The following is a 17,657-nucleotide window of genomic DNA, read 5'->3' as shown; positions in this document are numbered from 1 at the left end:
TTATAAATTTTAAATGAACATGAAAGAAAATATTATTGCTACCAAAACTTTTGATTTTGCTCTGTCAATAGTAAATCTTTATGTTCAACTTAAAAAAGAAAATGAATTCATAATTTCTAAGCAAATTTTAAGGTCTGCCACAAGCATCGGAGCAAATGTTGAAGAAGCAATTGCTGCTCAATCAAGGAAAGATTTTATTCATAAAATGTCTATCGCTTCAAAAGAAGCTAGAGAAACAAAATACTGGTTAAGATTATTGGATAAATCCGATCTAACATCAATTGAAGTGAATAATTATCTAATTGAAGTTGAACACATCATCAACATCATTACTAAAATAATTAAAACATCACAAGAGTCAAAATAATTTAAAATTCAAAATTTAAAATTTAAAAAAATAAAGTCATGAGCGACAAAACAAGAGGAGGTCAATTCCTAGTAAAAGAAACAAAATGCGAAGACATCTTCACTCCAGAAGATTTCAATGAAGAGCAAATAATGATGCGCGACTCTGTAAAAGAGTTTGTTGATAAAGAATTATGGCCTAACAAAGACCGTTTTGAGAAAAAGGATTACGCTTTTACTGAAGACAGTATGAGAAAAGCAGGAGATTTAGGTTTCTTAAGCGTTGCTGTTCCTGAAGCTTATGGCGGAATGGGAATGGGATTTGTAAATACGGTTTTAGTGTGTGATTATATTTCTGGAGCAACGGGTTCATTCTCGACTGCTTTTGGAGCACATACGGGAATTGGAACAATGCCAATTACTTTGTACGGAACAGAAGAGCAAAAACAAAAATACGTACCTAAGTTAGCTTCAGGTGAGTGGTTTGGTGCTTATTGTTTGACTGAACCTGGAGCAGGATCTGATGCTAATTCAGGAAAAACAAAAGCTGTTTTATCTGATGACGGAACGTACTACTCGATTACAGGACAAAAAATGTGGATTTCGAATGCAGGATTTTGTTCGGTATTCATCGTTTTTGCACGTATTGGTGATGATAAAAATATTACTGGTTTTATACTAGAAAATACAGAAGGTAACGGAATTTCAATGGGTGAAGAAGAGCACAAATTAGGTATTCGCGCATCTTCTACTCGTCAGGTTTTCTTTAATGAAACTAAAGTTCCTGTTGAAAACATGCTTTCTGAAAGAGGAAATGGTTTTAAAATTGCAATGAATGCTCTGAATGTGGGTCGTATTAAATTAGCAGCAGCTTGTTTAGATGCACAAAGAAGAGTAATTACAAGTTCAGTAAAATATGCTAACGAGAGAATTCAATTTAAGACTCCTATTGCTCAATTTGGTGCTATTCGTGCAAAAATTGCAGAAATGGCAACCAACTGTTATGCAGGCGAAAGTGCTACATATCGTGCAGCAAAAGATATCGAAGATCGTATAGCAATTCGTGAGCAGGAAGGTTCAACACATCAAGAAGCAGAATTAAAAGGTGTTGAAGAATTTGCAATAGAATGTTCAATCTTGAAAGTAGCTGTTTCTGAAGATGTTCAAAATTGTGCTGATGAAGGAATCCAAATCTTTGGTGGAATGGGATTCTCAGAAGATACACCAATGGAGAGTGCTTGGAGAGATGCTCGTATTGCAAGAATTTACGAAGGTACAAATGAGATTAACAGAATGCTTTCTGTAGGTATGTTAATCAAAAAGGCGATGAAAGGTCATATTGACTTATTAGGACCAGCTTCTAAAGTTCAAGAAGAATTGATGGGAATTCCATCATTTGAAACTCCTGACTATTCTGAATTGTTTGCTGAAGAGAAAGAAATGGTAGGAAAATTAAAACAAGCTTTCTTAATGGTTGCTGGTGGAGCCGTACAAAAATACGGTCCAGACTTAGATTCACACCAACAATTATTAATGGCTGCATCTGACATATTAATTGAAATTTATATGGCGGAAAGCACAATACTACGAACAGAAAAATTAGCTAAAAAAGAAGGTGAAGCCAAAGTGCAAGAACAAATTGCAATGGCAAAACTTTACTTGTACAAAGCGGTAGATATTGTAACTCAAAAAGGTAAGGAAAGTGTAATTTCTTTTGCTGAAGGAGATGAGCAACGTATGATGCTAATGGGTTTACGTCGTTTTACAAAATATGCAAATATGCCTAACATAGTTGCTTTAAGAGAGACCATAACTGAAAAAGTAGTTGCTGAAAATGAATATTGCTTCTAGTAGTAAAAAAAATTACTAGTTTGAAATAATTGAAAAACCGTCAAGTTTTAAATAACAAGACGGTTTTTTCTATTTACATGAAATCTAATTTTAATTCATAAAAATTAAATATTTAATGCAAGAGTGATTGATTACAATAAGAGATTCGTTTGAGAAAATTGTCGCGGTCCATTTTTTTTATTAAGTCACTTTAATGGAAACCACTAATGATTCATTATTTTTAACTTAACACCACTAATTTTTTGCGCTGCATTATATTAATTTATAGATCACTTCAAATTTTCAATTGTAGTAATTTCTCCATAATAAGATATTGAACTCCTATCATTGGAGTTTATCGTTAGTGTTGCACTACCTTCAAAGAAAACAGATAAGATAATTTTAAAAACGTCATTCTCTCCTCTAACTACCGCTTTTATTTCGAATGAACGCTTTCCCTTCATTACAAAAAATTCAGTTGGATTCCCTTCAAATTTGAGTCCTTTATCTCCGCCGTAACCAATACCACTATAACCTCGCCCAAAAAAAGGCATTTCGCTTTTTATTAAAGTAGGTGTGAATTCTAAAAAGTTATCATTTGTCGTCAAATCCACTGCCGAATACCCTTGAGGTATCGCTTTTCGCCCAATAAAAGTAAACTCTTTAGAATCTATTAAAACTTGAATTAGATTTGCTGTTTCTAACTTCCGATCTGTTCTCAGTTCTTTCTTTGTTCTTTCTTGGCTAAAGCTAAAAGCAATTGAGAATACCATGAATAATACTGTTAATACTCTTTTAGATTTCATCACATCATCTTTAAAATATAGTTTACTTTAGTATGTTATATAAAAAAAATGATACCCTAAAAAGGGCATCATAAATTAAATTATTTTTTAGCGAATCGCATCATTTCGACATCTCCCATCATAAAACTTAAAGTTTTACCATCTTTCGAAATGGCGTAAGATTCAATTTTTTGAAGTGTTGCTAGATAAACGCTTTCACCTTCTCCTGGACAATATCTTTTAGTTAATGCCATATCGTTTTTAAAATCAATTTTATTTCCATCAACTTTTAACTTTCCAGAAAAACGATTACATCCTGTTCCTCCTGAAACTAAGTCCGTTTTCAAATCGAAATTTACGGAAGGTTTTTCATCTGGATATAAACCTTGGAAAGCAATTCGAGGACCTGTGATATAATTAAGTTCCCAATCACCTTGCAGTGCCGACATATCATTAGTAGTTTTTAAAGAGTTACAAGAAACGAATGCTAGACAAGAAATTGCAAGCAATAAAATTAATTTTTTCATGAGTTTGTTTGTTTTAATTGTTATAATTATTTGAAATAGATACTAAGCAATAACGCTGCCAATAATGATGAATACATAAACTATTAGCAAAAGATTGTAAAATGAAAAAGAGATTTGAATTTTTAAAAAATTAATCGCACGTCACTTTGGGTTTAATTTCTAAAACTTCCGTCTTAATTCCCACAGCATAGGAGTTTGGTATTATTTTTTTTCCTTTTTCGTTGGAATAAACCTTCGTAAATTCAGCTCCAAAATATAATATAATAGCTGAATAGTACACCCAGATTAATATAATGATTACAGAACCAGCCGCACCATAAACAGTAGCAACGGTAGAACTTCCCAAATAGAATCCGATGGCAAATTTACCAAACATAAAAAAGAAAGATGTAAAACTTGAACCTATTAGTGCATCTTTCCAAGCGATTTCTCCGTCAGGAAGCGTCTTAAAAATAATAGCGAACAACATAGTAGTCGTTACAAATAAGATTAAAATATTAACGATGTAAAAAATATAAACTGCGGTGTTTGGGAAATAAATAAGCAATCTCGCGTTTATCACATCCATTACAGTATTTACCATCAAACTCACCATCAATAAAAAACCAACAGAAGCAATCATTGAAAATGACATCAATCTATTTTTTACAAATTTCATAATTCCTTTATTAGGTTTAGCTTTTAAACCCCATATAAAATTAATAGAACTTTGAATTTCTGCAAAAACTCCAGAAGCACCTATAAGCAACATAATCCCACCAAATATGGCCGCAAATGTATTGCTATCAGACAACTCTATATTTTTAATAGTCTCTTGAATTTGTATTGCGGCTTTATTACCTACCATACCATTTATCTGACTGAAAAACCTTCCAGTAACAGCGTCTCTACCAAAGAAAAAACTGAAAATAGATAAAATAATAATCAATAATGGTGGCAATGAAAATATCGTATAATAAGACAACGACGCACTCAACTTGATACCATTGTCGGCGTCAAATTCTTGATAAGTCTGCTTTAATAAGCTCCAACTTGTGCTAAGTATTTTTTTTCTTTTCATATCTATTTCCTTCCATTTAATAAGATCAAAAATACAAAAATACTTACCACTACTTTCAAATGAAATTTACATAATTCTACACTAAACTATCGCTCATAGTCCAAGATCATATAAAAAAAGATATTTTTTTAAGTGTTTTTTAACCCTGCTAAAAAAATTTATGTTTAAATTTATCGTAATTACTAAACACATATTTTAGAATAAAGTCAACACTTATGGAAAATAATAATACACGAAGAAATTTTTTAAAACAAACAGCAATTCTTTCTACGGGAACAATTATTGGTTCTAGCTTATTTAATTCTGCATTTGCAGCCGAAACAAATTCGATAGCAGATGGTTTAAATGTAGAGGAAGAAAAAGTAAGCGCTGTTGATGGATACACACTTCCTAACTTAGCATATGCCTATGACGGATTAGAACCACACATTGATAAAGCCACAATGGAAATTCATCATAAGAAACACCATCAAGGCTACGTTACAAATTTGAATAAGGCCATTGAAACATTAGACAAAAAGTTAATGGAACATACTGATACATTAGAACATATATTTGAAAAGATGTCTAAATTCCCTGAGGCAGTTCGTAATAATAGCGGCGGACATTATAATCACAGTTTATTTTGGACATTGATGAAGCCTAAAGGTGGCGGTAATCCAAAAGGAAACTTAGCTGCAGCTATAATGAGTACTTTTGGTTCTTTTGACGAATTTAAAAAGCAATTCAGCGATGCTTCTATGAAACGTTTTGGATCTGGATGGGCTTGGTTAGTGGTTCAAGATGGTAAATTAGTAATTGGATCCACAGCAAATCAAGACAATCCGCTTATGAGGTTGAGAGGAAAAGGGTTAAGAGGAAAACCAGTTTTAGCCTTAGACGTTTGGGAACACGCTTACTATTTGAAAAACCAAAATCGAAGAGCTGATTATGTTTCTTCATTTTGGAATGTAGTGGATTGGGATAAAGCAGAGAGTTTATTTAACTCGTAAAATATAAGTATTCAAAAAGCTCCGAATCGCAAATGCAATTCGGAGCTTTTTAAATTTAAAAGCATATTTGCATTATTTTTTGACGCTATAAATCTCAGTAGTTACCGCATCAATTTATACAAGTTTTATCAATATTAAATTTAAGTAATTTATGTGTTAAACTAAATATCTCAAGTAGTAGCTAAGATAAAAAAGTATAGCTTTGCAGCACCAAATAAAAATAATGATTAACCCTTCAGCATCAGGTTGGATAGATAAATTTTTTGTTGAACAAAAGTTCTCCAATAAAACGACGTATTCAAACATGGATACATTTTATCAAAAAGTAAGAAATACTGGTTTTATATACGGTCATATTATCTCCTTTGATACTGTAAATGCTATCCCAACTAAAGGCTGGTTTAAAGAAGAAATTTCAAAAGTTGCTCTGCTAAACACCTTATACGGAGTTTATTGTCTAGAAAACAATGAAATTAGTTCCGCAAATTTTATTAAACAAGCAGTTAGTTTTTACAATGAGATGAATCCGCAAGGGTTTAATCTTTTTAAAAAGATATTGCCTAAAAACTCAGATGCTCTAAGTTTAGAAAAAATTATTGATGAAAGAGTTCAAACTAATGATAGTATTATCAGTAAGAATTTTTCTCACTTAGTTACCAATGCATTATTGTTCATTGATGTTCTCGCTTTTCGCCAATATTTAACGCACGGTTCAATTCCTGAAAAATATCTTAAAAAAATTGAAGAGACGATAGTCAATATTGTCACCATCGCATTAAAAGTAAAGTCAAAGAAATCTCAGTATGACGATTTATTGATTAAACTTTTTGAAGCTTCAATCCGATATAGTAAATTTTCCAAAATTACTGTCCAAAGTTTAGAAACACTACAACTGGATTATTTTACTACGGATTTAGAGAAGTATTATCTTTTAGATATGGCTGGAATGGCTTTGTGGAATGATGAAAAAATAGAAAATGAGGAAATCTATTTTTTACATTCATTATCACAAATTCTATCACTTCCAGATGCTTTTGTAGACGAAAGTATCAAATGCACTCACGATTTTATTACTGAACATAAAAAAGAAATTCCTTACTTCAACTATTCAAATCCTGTAAAACATTTTTACGACCAGACAACGCAAACTGTTGTTACAATAATCAGCAGAAATAAAAATAGACTGATTAAAGAAATCATTCAAAGTAAGGAACTAATGGTACTCCTCACCTATTCCACTATTAGAGATTTGGATGAAAAAGAAAAGAAAAAAGTAAAAAAACAGTTGTTGGAAATTTGCAAAACTGTTCCTTCATTGGCTATTTTTTTATTACCTGGAGGAAGCTTGCTATTACCTATATTGATAAAGTTTATACCGCAACTATTGCCATCAGCATTCAATGAAAACTTAGAGGATCAATAATTATTAATCCACGAAAAATGGTTTTCTTTTATCTCTTCTTTATTGTCTTTAATATATTCCATGAAAGATTTTGCAACGGGACTCATTTTTTTACCTTTTAACCAAATGATACGCCACGAACTAATCATAGGTAAACCGTAAGCATTCAATAGCACTAAACTTCCGTTATCAAGTTCATTTTTCAGTCCGATTATTGGCATTACTGAAACACCAATTCCTGCAATCACAGCTTGTTTTACCGCTTCGTTAGAAGTCAGCGTTATTTTCATCTTTGGTTGAATTTTTTGTTTCGAAATATAATCTTCCATAGCAATTCTAGTTGCTGATCCAAGTTCTCTAGAGATTAATGGCGAAGAGGAAAATAATAAATGCAAATTTTTCTTTGTCACATTTTGATGTACTGAGTTGCCAACTAAATGCAGTTTATTCTCAATTAATACTTCTGATTCTATATCGAGATCTTTTGGTAATACAGATACTAGTGCAAAATCAACCTCATTATTTTTTAGCGCTTTAATAACTTTACTTTTATTGGTAACATCCATCTCTAACTCAATTTCATTGTGCGTTTTTAGAAAAGTACTCAAATAATAAGGAATCACATATTTTCCAGTAGAAACTACAGAAAGCTTAAGTCTACCAGAAAGTTTCCCTTTAAAAGCTATCGTTTTATAGTTAATAGCATGGACTTCATTCAATATGTTTTCAGCGGCAACTGCTATTTCTTTTCCAAAATCAGTTATGTAAACCTTTTTCTTAATCACTTCCGTCAAGGGAATCTCAAACTGATCTTGAAAATTTTTCAGTTGGATCGAAACTGCTGGCTGCGTTAAAAAAAGCTCTTCAGCTGCTCTTGTAATACTCAAGGTTTTAGTGACTTTTAAAAAAACTTGTAGTTGGTGTAAAGTATAGTTCATAAAAATATTTTATGTATTTCATTACAAATATAAATAAAAATATATGAATAAATAATTCGAATTTTGTCCCATCAAATTGTAAAACAAAAACAACATGACACGAATTACAGTAGCAAAAGGAGACGGAATAGGTCCAGAGATTATGGATGCAACTTTAGAAATTATCAAAGCAGCGGGAGCGCAAATTGAGATTGACGAAATTGAAGTTGGTGAGAAAGTTTATCTATCAGGAAATAGCTCAGGAATTGCAGCTGAATCTTGGGATATCATTCGAAGAAACAAAATTTTTCTAAAAGCACCTATTACTACGCCACAAGGAGGCGGCTATAAAAGTTTAAATGTTACAACGAGAAAATTCCTCGGACTTTACTCAAACGTAAGACCTTGTATGAGTTTACATCCTTTTGTAGAAACAAAGCATCCTAAAATGGATATTGTAATTATCCGCGAAAATGAGGAGGATTTATATGCAGGTATTGAGCATCAACAAACAGACGAAGTAGTTCAATGTTTAAAACTAATAAGTCGCCCAGGATGTGAAAAAATTGTTAGATATGCATTTGAATACGCTAAAGTATACGGAAGGAAAAAAGTGACTTGTTTTACAAAAGACAACATCATGAAACAAACAGACGGATTGTTTCACCAAGTTTTTGACGAGATAGCATTAGAATATCCAGAAATTGAAAATGAACACTGGATAATTGATATCGGTGCAGCAAAAATGGCGGATACTCCAGAAATCTTTGATGTCATCGTAACTCTAAACCTTTACGGAGATGTTCTATCAGATATAGCGGCGCAAATTGCTGGATCAGTAGGATTAGCTGGATCAGCAAACATAGGAGAAGAATGCGCGATGTTTGAAGCAATTCATGGCTCAGCGCCAAGACGTGCAGGACAAAACTTAGCTAATCCATCAGGATTACTTGAAGGCGCAGTAATGATGCTAAATCATATCGGACAAACTGAAGTAGCTGAAAAAGTTCAAAATGCATGGTTGAAAACAATTGAAGATGGAATTCACACTTATGACATTTTCAAAGAAGGTGTAAGCAAGCAAAAAGTGGGAACTAAAGAATTCGCTCAAGCAGTAATTGCAAATTTAGGTAGCAATCCTTCAATTCTAAAACAAGTATCTTTTGCGAAAGACGTTGCACTTACTCTACCTAAATATGTAAAAAAGCCAGCAGCAAACAAGCAACTAGTAGGAGTAGATTTATTTATGCACTGGAATGGAACGAATCCAAACGAAATTGCTAAGCAGCTTGAAAACGTCACTTTAGAAAATACAAATCTTACAATGATTACCAATCGCGGTATCAAAGTATGGCCAGAAGGTTTTGAAGAAACTTTTTGCACGGATCACTGGCGTTGCAGATTTAAACCAAACAGCGAAAGTAAAATGGATAAAGGCGACATAATCGCTTTACTATTTAATGCTGCAAAAGCGAATGTAGATGTTATAAAAACAGAAAATCTCTATGAATTTGATGGGAAATCAGGGTATTCTTTAGGTCAAGGACAATAATTTAAAACTAATTAAGATGGACATACAACTTATTGAAGGCGAATTCAGCAGCAACGAAGCAGTAGCATTAATTTTAAAAATGATTGAAGTCAAAATAAAATTTCATGAAAGCAAAATTTGTAAATCTGATCAGGAAGAAGATATTAAAAGTCGCGAAAATAAAATTAAAAAGCTCCAAAAATCATTAGATAGCATTCGCTCTTTTTTGAATTCTAAAACAGATGGAGTGCGAATGCGAGCTTCGATTCACATCGAATAAAAAGAATATTTTAATAGATTTTTATAATAAAAAGTATGGGAAACGAAAATGAATTTAAATTAATTGATGGTGTGTTTTCTCATGAAGAAGCAGCAAACGTAATGACAGCTTTATTCAATTACAAAATCGATTACCACAACCGAGAGGATTTTAGTAACCACATTCGCTTTAATAAAGATCTTTCTCACTCTAAAATAAGAATACAAGAACTATTTGAAGCAAAAGAAGCTATTAAAAAAATTATTGAAGATACTAGCTCAGCAGGATCAAATTTAGTTATTAAAAGTACCATCACAATTAGTTTTGAAAAACCGCATGTTTAAAGGAAGAAAACTTTTAATCGCTACAAAACATCATAAAGAATCAGTTATCGCTCCTATTTTCAATACGGAATTAGGAGTGCACTGTTTCACTTCAGATGCATTTGATACTGATATTTTAGGAACTTTTTCAGGAGAAATTGCGCGATTAGACAGTGCTCTAACCACTTTAAGAAATAAATGTATTCTTGCAAATAAAGTTACTGGATGTGATTTGATAATAGCAACAGAAGGATCTTTTGGTCCACACCCTAGTCTTTTTTTCGCAGCAGCGAATGATGAATTAATTATGCTTAAAGATTTCCAAAATGATATCGAAATTATTGCGAGAGAAATCAGTATGGACACCAATTTTGATGGAAAATTAATCAGTTCAGAATTAGAACTAAAAGCATTTGCTGAAAAAGTTCAATTCCCAACACACGGAATTATTTTAAAATCTACAGAGGACAATCCGATTCAAATTATTAAAAACAATAGGTCCGTCGATGAACTTATACAGAATTTCGAAGAACTAAGTAAAGCGTTTAAAACCGTATTCGCTGAAACAGACATGCGCGCTGTTTTTAATCCTACAAGGATGAAATTTATACAGAAAGCAGCTGAAAACCTGTTGATTAAAATAAAAAATTGTTGTCCAAATTGTGAAACTCCTGGATTTGATATTGTTGCTGTAAAACCTGGTTTAAAGTGTGAAAATTGTTCTTTTCCAACGCGCTCCACATTAAGCCATTTATACCAGTGCAAAAAATGTGAATTTAAATGTGAAAAAATGTTTCCTAGAGGCATTCAATTTGAAGATCCTACCTATTGCGATTTTTGTAATCCATAAACAAATGATAGAAATTTCTACAGATTTATTCAAAGCCAAATATTTACTTGAGACTGACGAACTCGTTGCAATTCCAACTGAGACAGTCTATGGTTTAGCTGGTAATATTTACAGCGAAGTTGCGATAAGTAAAATTTTCGAAACCAAGAAAAGACCGCTTTATAATCCTTTGATTATTCATATTCACGACAAGAAAATATTAAGTGAAGTTGCGATTGAGATTCCCGAAAAAGCATTAAAATTAGCTGAAGCTTTCTGGCCTGGTTCTTTGACTTTAGTTTTAAAAAAGAATAAAGAAATACCTGATAGTGTTACTGCGGGAAAAGATACCGCAGCATTCCGAGTTCCAAATCACAAAATGACTTTAGATTTATTAAAATTACTGCCGTTTCCTTTAGCAGCGCCAAGTGCAAACCCTTTTGGAAGGATAAGTCCAACGACTGCTCAACATGTGGGAGATTATTTTCCTACAACTCTAGCCATGGTTTTAGATGGTGGAAATTGTCAAAACGGAATTGAATCTACAATTATTGGGTTTAAAAACGAGGAACCCATCCTATATAGACTGGGCTCAATCTCCATCGAAGAAATAGAAATGGTAGTTGGAAAAATTAAGATTCAAAATCACAATGGAATAAAACCCGACGCTCCAGGAATGCTGTCAAAACACTACGCGCCTAAAACCAAAATAATTTTAGTCGAGGAAGTTGAAAAAGAATTAAAAAATCACAAAAACAAGAAAATTGGTTTGCTACTCTTTAATAATCAAGTACTAAACCCATTAATTTCTTCTACTGAAATCCTTTCTGAAAAAGGTGATCTAAAAGTAGCCATGTCAAATTTATATGCGGCTATGCATCGATTAGATAAGCAAAATTTAGACCTAATTATTGCTGAAAAATTCCCTGAAAATAATTTAGGAAATTCAATTAACGACCGTTTACAACGTGCCACTAAAAACTAATTTAATATGAATCTAGACTTACTATTTGAAAATCTTACTAATCCCGCTTTGCTATTCTTCATATTAGGAGTGCTCGCTGTAAAATTAAAAAGCGATTTAGAAATCCCAGAAAACTCATCCAAATTCATTTCGCTTTATCTGCTGTTTTCTATCGGTTTTAAAGGAGGACAAGAATTGGCGCACAGCGATTTCAATATGGAAATTATTTGGTCGGTATTGTTCGGTGTCTTTATAGCCTTGGTAATTCCGATGTACGCTTTCTTCATTCTACGAAAAAAATTCAATATCTACGATTCGGGAGCTATAGCAGCTGCTTACGGTTCCGTTAGCGCAGTAACATTTGTAACAGCGGCAAGTTTTTTAGAATTACAAAACATGACTTTCAGCGGGCATATGGTCGCTGTAATGGCTTTGATGGAAGCACCAGCAATTATAGTTGGTGTTATTTTAATTAGAATTTTTGATAAGAATAATGAAAACAATGCATCACTACCATCCATTATTAAACATTCCTTTACTAATGGAAGTGTTCTTTTAATATTAGGAAGTTTAGTGATAGGATTAGTGGCGAGTGATGAGCAAGCCCTCGGAATAAAACCTTTTACAACCGATTTATTTAAAGGTTTTTTAGCGATTTTTCTTCTAGACATGGGAATCACAAGTGGAAAAAAACTAAGTGCTTTCATTAAAAGCGGATGGTTTGCTGTTATGTTTGCTATTGCAATACCAGTAGTGAACGGAATAATAGTCGCACTAATAAGTCAATGGGTTACTGCCGATATTGGAAACCGATTTATATTAGCAATTCTCGCCGCAAGCGCATCATATATCGCAGTTCCTGCCGCAATGAAAATTGCAGTCCCGAAAGCAAATCCTGGACTATTCCTACCAATGGCACTTGCTGTAACATTCCCCTTCAACATAACGTTAGGAATGCCAATTTATCTCTCAATTATAATGGCATATTAAACCGAAAATTTTAATTGATATACATCATCAAGATCTTCATTGTTACTCATGTTTACATCAAGATCAGTAACATAACCAGAATTCAAACCATAAACCCAACCGTGCAAAGTAAGTCCTTGTCCATTTCGCCAAGCATTTTGAACAATAGATGTTTTTGCTAGGTCAATGACTTGCTCTTGTACATTGATTTCAACAAACTTATTGAAACGTATTGTTTTATCTTCGATCGAATCTAAATATTTGCTATGCAAGCGATATACATTTTTAATGTGTCGAATCCAGTTATCAATAATACCAATAGAATCATTTCCCATCGCCGCTTTAATTCCTCCGCAACCGTAATGACCGCAAACTAAAACGTGTTTTACTTTTAAAACGTTAACGGCATAATCAAGAACGCTCAACATATTCATATCAGTATGAACTACCATATTTGCAATATTTCTATGAACAAAAACCTCTCCTGGCTTAGCGCCAATAATCTCATTGGCAGGAACTCTACTATCTGAACAGCCTATCCACAGTAATGGTGGTGTTTGTCCTTGTGCAAGGTCTTCAAAATAATTAGGATCACTTTTTAGTGAGCTTTCGACCCATTTTTTATTATTGTCTAAAATTTGTTTGTAAAATTCTTTCATGACTATTTAGTTTTATTTACAAACTCCTTAATAATTAGTTTCAAAAAAAAGGACGGCTGCGTTATTTTGCTAAAGTAAATATATTTTTTGGTCGTAAAATGAATTTATACAATCTAAATTGCAAATTAATCGAATGCAAAAAAATAAATTGTGCTGACTTAAGACAGCTATGTATAATGTTCGAGTAAAAATTATTGAACAATTGTATTGTTACTCAGTTCAAAAAAAGCACAAAAAAAAGCAAAATAAAATCGTAAGACTCTATTTTGCTTTTCTTCATTAAGATAATCTATAACCTATAAGCTCTCTTCTAACCAAGCTTGCATCATCCAAATAGTTTTTTCTTGCTCAGAAATAAAATCACTCATCATAGCATTTGTTCCCTCATCATTTATTTCTGCAGATTTATTAAGTATCTCTCTCTCAATTTTCAATAAATGAGACAATGAAGTTACAATCAAATGAACTGCTTTTTCATCATTAGATATATTTTTACCTACAACTAATTGGTTGTTTTTAATGTAATCCTCAAAAGTATGCAGTGGAGTTCCGCCTACTGTTAACACGCGCTCTGCGATTAAATCGATTTTTATTTGCGAATCAGTATATAATTCTTCAAATTTAACATGTAAATCAAAAAATCTTTTTCCTCGAATGTTCCAATGAATTCCTCTCAAATTCTGATAATACACCTGAAAGTTTGATAATAAAACATTTAATTCAGCAACTATTAATTCTGATTCTTTAATTGGTAATCCTAAAATATTAGTTTTCATTTTTTAAGTTTTTTTGTAATTAAATTCTTTAGTAAATTTACCATAAATTTAGCGAAAATACTATAATATAAAGTTATAGTTTTACTAAATTTGTATTAGAAATTACTATACCATGACAATTACTCAATTGAAATATGTTCTTGCAGTTGCTGAACATAAAAATTTTACATTAGCTGCTGAAAAGTGTTTCGTAACTCAACCAACCTTGAGTATGCAAATTCAGAAAATTGAAGAAGAATTAAGTATTCAGATATTTGATAGAACTAAGAAACCAATTCAATTAACTGACATTGGACAGAAAATTGTCAATCAAGCCAAAAATATTGTTATCGAAGCGGATCGCATCCAAGATATAGTAGAGCAGCAGAAAGGTTTTATAGGTGGAGAATTTAGATTAGGAATTATTCCAACAATTATGCCTACTCTATTACCAATGTTTCTGAATAATTTTATTAAAAAATATCCAAAAGTGAAGCTTATTATCGAAGAGCTGAATACGGATGAAATAATTACAAAACTTAATAATGGTCATCTTGATGCTGCAATTGCTGCAACGCCATTGTTAGAAGAAAAGATAAAGGAGATCGTATTGTATTATGAGCCTTTTGTAGCTTATATTCCAGAAAGTCACCATAATTTCCAGAAAGAAGAGATAGAAATTTCTGATTTGAATTTAGACGAAATATTGTTATTACAAGATGGACATTGTTTCCGTGACGGAATTTTAAACTTATGTAAAAATAATCCCCGAAGCGATAAAGGACACTTCCAGTTAGAAAGTGGTAGTTTTGAAACTTTAATTAAACTTGCCGATGAAGGTTTAGGAACAACACTGTTGCCTTACTTACATACTTTAGATTTAAAGGAAAATGACAAACTAAAACTTCGTCATTTTAAAGAGCCAAAGCCTGCTAGAGAAGTAAGTTTGATTTTCCCTAAAAATGAATTAAAAATTCAAATAATTGAAGCATTGCGAACTACAATCGCCGGAGTTGTAAAAGGAGCGATAGTTTTCCAAAACGTACAAATTATAAGTTCAAAACATAAGAAATAAAAAAAGGAACCTTAAAAGGTTCCTTTTTTTTATGAATTTACAATAAGTAAACATTGTTTCAGTTCTGGTTTTTCCATCGTAAAGCTAATTAACCATTCACGCAACTGTTCCATTTCGTAGGGCAATAACATTTTAACTGCTTTTTCTAATTCTTTGCAAAAAAGATTAGCATCAAAACTTACTCTTTCTAAAACTGATTTCGTATAATCATACATTATTTTTGACATAATTCAAGGCAGATTTTGGTTATATTCAAATTCTAAATCGTTGTAAAAATACATTCTTTTTAAGATAGTGTATAAACATTTAACGAACTTTTTGGTTTTTTATTTTACTAACTATAAAACATTGTAAATAAAGAGTTTACAAAATAAAAATAATAAAATTTTAAAGCTTTCTAGCGCGAAACATTTCTCTTTTTCCTGGAGGCCCCGCAAGCTTTTCAACTGTAAAACCTACCTCAATCATACTTCTCTTTACTACACCTCTAGCAGCATATGTAACTAGCACACCATTTTCCTTGAGCGCCTTATACATTTTTCTAAATATTTCAGTGCTCCATAACTCAGGTTGCACTCGATATCCAAAAGCGTCAAAATAAATCAGGTCATATTTATTTTCATCTTCGATTGCTTCAAAAAACATTTTTCTTTTTGTAAGCGAAAATTTATTATCTAAAATTATTTTTTCTTCCCAATTGCTTTCATGCATCTTATCAAAAATGGTACTTTGATCAACTGCTTCCAGTTCAGCTACATAATTCATGTTTAGGACTTCATTTGCAGATATAGGATACGCTTCTATTCCTACGTAATCAACAGTTTGATTATTTTTTTTTGATTCTAAAAATGTGATAAAAGCATTCAAACCAGTACCGAAACCAATTTCCATTAAGGCTATTTCTTTATTTGGAAATAAAGACAGACCGTTTTTGATAAAGACATGCTGCGCTTCTTGAATTGCACCGTGTTTAGAGTGATAGCATTCGTCCCATTCTGTTAGTTGGATGGTTGTTGAGCCATCAAGCGTTTGGATTATTTCTCTTTTCAAAATTATATTCTAAAGTTAAGATGTTTAGTCAAGCAACATCGTGTCAAATTTAATAAAAAGAAAAGCGTTTCCTTTTTAAAAACAGACTAATTATTACAAATTTACTAGAATTCCTCGGCATTTTACCACATTTTTTAAAGCATAAGTAATTGCGAGTTATCTCTCAGAAATAATATCAATTTCGCAAGGACTTTACTGAATTTTAACTAATTTTGCACAAATTAACGGATACTTAATAAAAAAAAATTCTTTTAAGTATCGCCAGATTACATATAAAAATAAAAACCAATACATTATTATGAGTACAACTCAAACTAACAAAATTGAAATTTTAAAATCTGCTACTTCAAAAATTAATGAGGTAGATTTTGAACACTTAAGCTTTGGTGCAGTTTTTACAGATCACATGTTTGAATGTGATTTTAAAAATGGAGAATGGCAAAAACCAGTCATCAAGCCCTATGCTCCTTTTTTGTTAGACCCATCAAGTAGGGTTTTTCATTATGGTCAGGCAATATTCGAAGGAATGAAAGCTTATAAAGATACTAATGATGCTGTTTGGCTTTTTAGACCTGATGAAAATTATAAGCGTTTTAACAAATCAGCGGTTAGAATGGCAATGCCAGAAGTTCCCGAGGATGTATTTATGAATGGATTGAACCAATTGTTACAACTGGACGAATCATGGATTAAAAAAGGGAATGGAAATGCAATGTACATTAGACCTTTTATGATTGCTACAGGGCATGGCGTAATTGCTAATCCATCTGATGATTATAAATTCATGATTATACTTTCTCCAGTAACTTCTTATTACTCTGGTGAAGTAAAAGTACTTATTGCTGAACATTACAGTAGAGCTGCAAATGGAGGAATCGGTGCAGCTAAAGCAGCTGGGAATTATGCTGCTCAGTTCTACCCTACTACATTAGCTAATGAAGCAGGTTTCCAACAAGTTATTTGGACTGATGATGCAACACATACAAAATTAGAAGAAGCAGGTACAATGAATGTTTTCTTTAGAATAAATGATACTTTACTAACTGCTCCAGTAAGTGAACGTATTTTAGATGGTGTGACTAGAAAAACACTTATCGAATTAGCTAAGAGCGAAAATATCGTTGTAGATGTAAGACCAGTTTTAGTATCTGAACTTGTAGAAGCTGCTAAAAACGGAAGTTTAAAAGAAATCTTTGGTGCTGGAACTGCTGCAGTTGTAAGTTCAATATCTGGTTTCTCCTATCAAGATGTGTACTACGATTTACCAAAGATTGAAAAACCGGTTGCAATTCAATTAAAAGATAAACTGACAAATATTCAAAACAAGTTAGAAGAAGATACTTTTGGATGGACTGTTAAAGTATAATCCATAAAGATATTAGAAG

Annotated in this window: 20 protein-coding genes; 12 read left to right on the top strand and 8 right to left on the bottom strand. The window is 32.2% G+C overall.

The features are described 5' to 3' along the window. Positions 1–19 precede the first annotated feature (19 nt). Both BC961_RS03475 and BC961_RS03470 read left to right on the top strand, forming a co-directional pair. Positions 20–367, top strand: a complete 348-nt coding sequence (locus BC961_RS03475; RefSeq protein WP_121924447.1) for a four helix bundle protein — start codon at positions 20–22, stop codon at positions 365–367. Between the two features lie 38 nt (positions 368–405). Continuing rightward, a complete protein-coding gene (locus tag BC961_RS03470) occupies positions 406–2,196 on the top strand; it encodes an acyl-CoA dehydrogenase family protein (RefSeq protein ID WP_121924446.1) in 1,791 nt (596 codons plus the stop codon). A 269-nt stretch (positions 2,197–2,465) separates the two neighbouring features. Here the strand turns inward: BC961_RS03470 and BC961_RS03465 are convergent, their stop codons facing one another. The 3 genes from BC961_RS03465 to BC961_RS03455 form a co-directional block, all read right to left on the bottom strand. Further along, the gene (locus BC961_RS03465; protein ID WP_121924445.1) at positions 2,466–2,981 is read right to left on the bottom strand and encodes a DUF4251 domain-containing protein; all 516 of its coding nucleotides are present in this window, start codon (positions 2,979–2,981) and stop codon (positions 2,466–2,468) included. An 80-nt stretch (positions 2,982–3,061) separates the two neighbouring features. Continuing rightward, on the bottom strand, positions 3,062–3,487 hold the full coding sequence (locus tag BC961_RS03460) for an META domain-containing protein (RefSeq protein WP_121924444.1): 426 nt from the start codon (positions 3,485–3,487) through the stop codon (positions 3,062–3,064). Positions 3,488–3,617: 130 nt separating this feature from the next. After that, positions 3,618–4,547 (bottom strand): YihY/virulence factor BrkB family protein, encoded by a 930-nt coding sequence (locus tag BC961_RS03455; protein WP_121924443.1) that lies wholly within the window; start codon positions 4,545–4,547, stop codon positions 3,618–3,620. Between the two features lie 329 nt (positions 4,548–4,876). Between BC961_RS03455 and BC961_RS03450 the strand changes: the two genes are divergently transcribed. Beyond that, positions 4,877–5,539 carry a superoxide dismutase gene (locus BC961_RS03450; RefSeq protein WP_245980796.1) on the top strand — a complete coding sequence of 221 codons (663 nt, stop codon included), beginning with the start codon at positions 4,877–4,879 and terminating at the stop codon, positions 5,537–5,539. Between the two features lie 223 nt (positions 5,540–5,762). Beyond that, a complete protein-coding gene (locus BC961_RS03445) occupies positions 5,763–6,962 on the top strand; it encodes an LETM1-related biofilm-associated protein (RefSeq protein ID WP_121924441.1) in 1,200 nt (399 codons plus the stop codon). Here the strand turns inward: BC961_RS03445 and BC961_RS03440 are convergent. Beyond that, positions 6,956–7,879 (bottom strand): LysR family transcriptional regulator, encoded by a 924-nt coding sequence (locus tag BC961_RS03440; protein ID WP_121924440.1) that lies wholly within the window; start codon positions 7,877–7,879, stop codon positions 6,956–6,958. The genes BC961_RS03445 and BC961_RS03440 overlap by 7 nt on opposite strands. A gap of 94 nt (positions 7,880–7,973) precedes the next feature. Here BC961_RS03440 and BC961_RS03435 point away from each other — a divergent pair, with 94 nt between their 5' ends. Genes BC961_RS03435 through BC961_RS03410 form a run of 6 tightly spaced genes read left to right on the top strand, consistent with a single transcriptional unit; the run spans position 7,974 to position 12,754 of the window. Beyond that, entirely contained in the window at positions 7,974–9,410 is a 1,437-nt protein-coding gene (locus BC961_RS03435) for an NADP-dependent isocitrate dehydrogenase (RefSeq protein WP_121924439.1), read from the top strand. A gap of 16 nt (positions 9,411–9,426) precedes the next feature. Next, a complete protein-coding gene (locus tag BC961_RS03430; RefSeq protein ID WP_121924438.1) occupies positions 9,427–9,669 on the top strand; it encodes a hypothetical protein in 243 nt (80 codons plus the stop codon). Positions 9,670–9,704: 35 nt separating this feature from the next. Next, positions 9,705–9,992 (top strand): hypothetical protein, encoded by a 288-nt coding sequence (locus BC961_RS03425; protein WP_121924437.1) that lies wholly within the window; start codon positions 9,705–9,707, stop codon positions 9,990–9,992. Further along, on the top strand, positions 9,985–10,821 hold the full coding sequence (locus tag BC961_RS03420) for a DUF6671 family protein (protein ID WP_121924436.1): 837 nt from the start codon (positions 9,985–9,987) through the stop codon (positions 10,819–10,821). Before BC961_RS03425 ends, BC961_RS03420 begins: the two co-directional genes overlap by 8 nt. Positions 10,822–10,825: 4 nt before the next feature. After that, positions 10,826–11,785 carry an L-threonylcarbamoyladenylate synthase gene (locus tag BC961_RS03415; RefSeq protein WP_121924435.1) on the top strand — a complete coding sequence of 320 codons (960 nt, stop codon included), beginning with the start codon at positions 10,826–10,828 and terminating at the stop codon, positions 11,783–11,785. 6 nt (positions 11,786–11,791) lie between these two features. Next, a complete protein-coding gene (locus BC961_RS03410; RefSeq protein ID WP_121924434.1) occupies positions 11,792–12,754 on the top strand; it encodes a sodium-dependent bicarbonate transport family permease in 963 nt (320 codons plus the stop codon). Here BC961_RS03410 and can read toward each other — a convergent pair. After that, positions 12,751–13,392: a carbonate dehydratase gene (can, locus tag BC961_RS03405; protein WP_121924433.1), complete on the bottom strand. Its 642-nt coding sequence runs from the start codon at positions 13,390–13,392 to the stop codon at positions 12,751–12,753. The genes BC961_RS03410 and can overlap by 4 nt on opposite strands. A gap of 296 nt (positions 13,393–13,688) precedes the next feature. Further along, positions 13,689–14,168, bottom strand: a complete 480-nt coding sequence (locus BC961_RS03400; protein ID WP_121924432.1) for a Dps family protein — start codon at positions 14,166–14,168, stop codon at positions 13,689–13,691. A gap of 112 nt (positions 14,169–14,280) precedes the next feature. On the opposite strand from BC961_RS03400, the gene BC961_RS03395 reads away from it, so the two are divergent. Next, on the top strand, positions 14,281–15,222 hold the full coding sequence (locus BC961_RS03395) for a LysR substrate-binding domain-containing protein (protein ID WP_121924431.1): 942 nt from the start codon (positions 14,281–14,283) through the stop codon (positions 15,220–15,222). Positions 15,223–15,251: 29 nt separating this feature from the next. Here BC961_RS03395 and BC961_RS03390 read toward each other — a convergent pair whose 3' ends face one another. Further along, a complete protein-coding gene (locus BC961_RS03390) occupies positions 15,252–15,449 on the bottom strand; it encodes a hypothetical protein (protein WP_121924430.1) in 198 nt (65 codons plus the stop codon). A 160-nt stretch (positions 15,450–15,609) separates the two neighbouring features. Next, positions 15,610–16,272 (bottom strand): tRNA (5-methylaminomethyl-2-thiouridine)(34)-methyltransferase MnmD, encoded by a 663-nt coding sequence (gene mnmD / locus BC961_RS03385; protein WP_121924429.1) that lies wholly within the window; start codon positions 16,270–16,272, stop codon positions 15,610–15,612. Positions 16,273–16,570: 298 nt separating this feature from the next. Here mnmD and BC961_RS03380 point away from each other — a divergent pair, with 298 nt between their 5' ends. Beyond that, positions 16,571–17,638: a branched-chain amino acid aminotransferase gene (locus BC961_RS03380; protein WP_121924428.1), complete on the top strand. Its 1,068-nt coding sequence runs from the start codon at positions 16,571–16,573 to the stop codon at positions 17,636–17,638. Positions 17,639–17,657: the final 19 nt, after the last annotated feature.

The organism is Flavobacterium weaverense (assembly GCF_003688495.1).
GTDB classification, from domain to species: domain Bacteria; phylum Bacteroidota; class Bacteroidia; order Flavobacteriales; family Flavobacteriaceae; genus Flavobacterium; species Flavobacterium weaverense.
Note: the sequence above shows the minus strand (reverse complement) of the source record. Positions and strands in the feature narration are given on the sequence as shown.

What these genes read in the sequence shown, in the direction of transcription:
- BC961_RS03475 (WP_121924447.1), top strand. Translation starts at nt 20, where the DNA reads ATGAAAGAAAATATTATTGCTACCAAAACTTTTGATTTTGCTCTGTCA.
- BC961_RS03470 (WP_121924446.1), top strand. Translation starts at nt 406, where the DNA reads ATGAGCGACAAAACAAGAGGAGGTCAATTCCTAGTAAAAGAAACAAAA.
- BC961_RS03465 (WP_121924445.1), bottom strand. Translation starts at nt 2,981, where the DNA reads ATGAAATCTAAAAGAGTATTAACAGTATTATTCATGGTATTCTCAATT.
- BC961_RS03460 (WP_121924444.1), bottom strand. Translation starts at nt 3,487, where the DNA reads ATGAAAAAATTAATTTTATTGCTTGCAATTTCTTGTCTAGCATTCGTT.
- BC961_RS03455 (WP_121924443.1), bottom strand. Translation starts at nt 4,547, where the DNA reads ATGAAAAGAAAAAAAATACTTAGCACAAGTTGGAGCTTATTAAAGCAG.
- BC961_RS03445 (WP_121924441.1), top strand. Translation starts at nt 5,763, where the DNA reads ATGATTAACCCTTCAGCATCAGGTTGGATAGATAAATTTTTTGTTGAA.
- BC961_RS03440 (WP_121924440.1), bottom strand. Translation starts at nt 7,879, where the DNA reads ATGAACTATACTTTACACCAACTACAAGTTTTTTTAAAAGTCACTAAA.
- BC961_RS03435 (WP_121924439.1), top strand. Translation starts at nt 7,974, where the DNA reads ATGACACGAATTACAGTAGCAAAAGGAGACGGAATAGGTCCAGAGATT.
- BC961_RS03430 (WP_121924438.1), top strand. Translation starts at nt 9,427, where the DNA reads ATGGACATACAACTTATTGAAGGCGAATTCAGCAGCAACGAAGCAGTA.
- BC961_RS03425 (WP_121924437.1), top strand. Translation starts at nt 9,705, where the DNA reads ATGGGAAACGAAAATGAATTTAAATTAATTGATGGTGTGTTTTCTCAT.
- BC961_RS03420 (WP_121924436.1), top strand. Translation starts at nt 9,985, where the DNA reads ATGTTTAAAGGAAGAAAACTTTTAATCGCTACAAAACATCATAAAGAA.
- BC961_RS03415 (WP_121924435.1), top strand. Translation starts at nt 10,826, where the DNA reads ATGATAGAAATTTCTACAGATTTATTCAAAGCCAAATATTTACTTGAG.
- BC961_RS03410 (WP_121924434.1), top strand. Translation starts at nt 11,792, where the DNA reads ATGAATCTAGACTTACTATTTGAAAATCTTACTAATCCCGCTTTGCTA.
- can (WP_121924433.1), bottom strand. Translation starts at nt 13,392, where the DNA reads ATGAAAGAATTTTACAAACAAATTTTAGACAATAATAAAAAATGGGTC.
- BC961_RS03400 (WP_121924432.1), bottom strand. Translation starts at nt 14,168, where the DNA reads ATGAAAACTAATATTTTAGGATTACCAATTAAAGAATCAGAATTAATA.
- BC961_RS03395 (WP_121924431.1), top strand. Translation starts at nt 14,281, where the DNA reads ATGACAATTACTCAATTGAAATATGTTCTTGCAGTTGCTGAACATAAA.
- BC961_RS03390 (WP_121924430.1), bottom strand. Translation starts at nt 15,449, where the DNA reads ATGTCAAAAATAATGTATGATTATACGAAATCAGTTTTAGAAAGAGTA.
- BC961_RS03380 (WP_121924428.1), top strand. Translation starts at nt 16,571, where the DNA reads ATGAGTACAACTCAAACTAACAAAATTGAAATTTTAAAATCTGCTACT.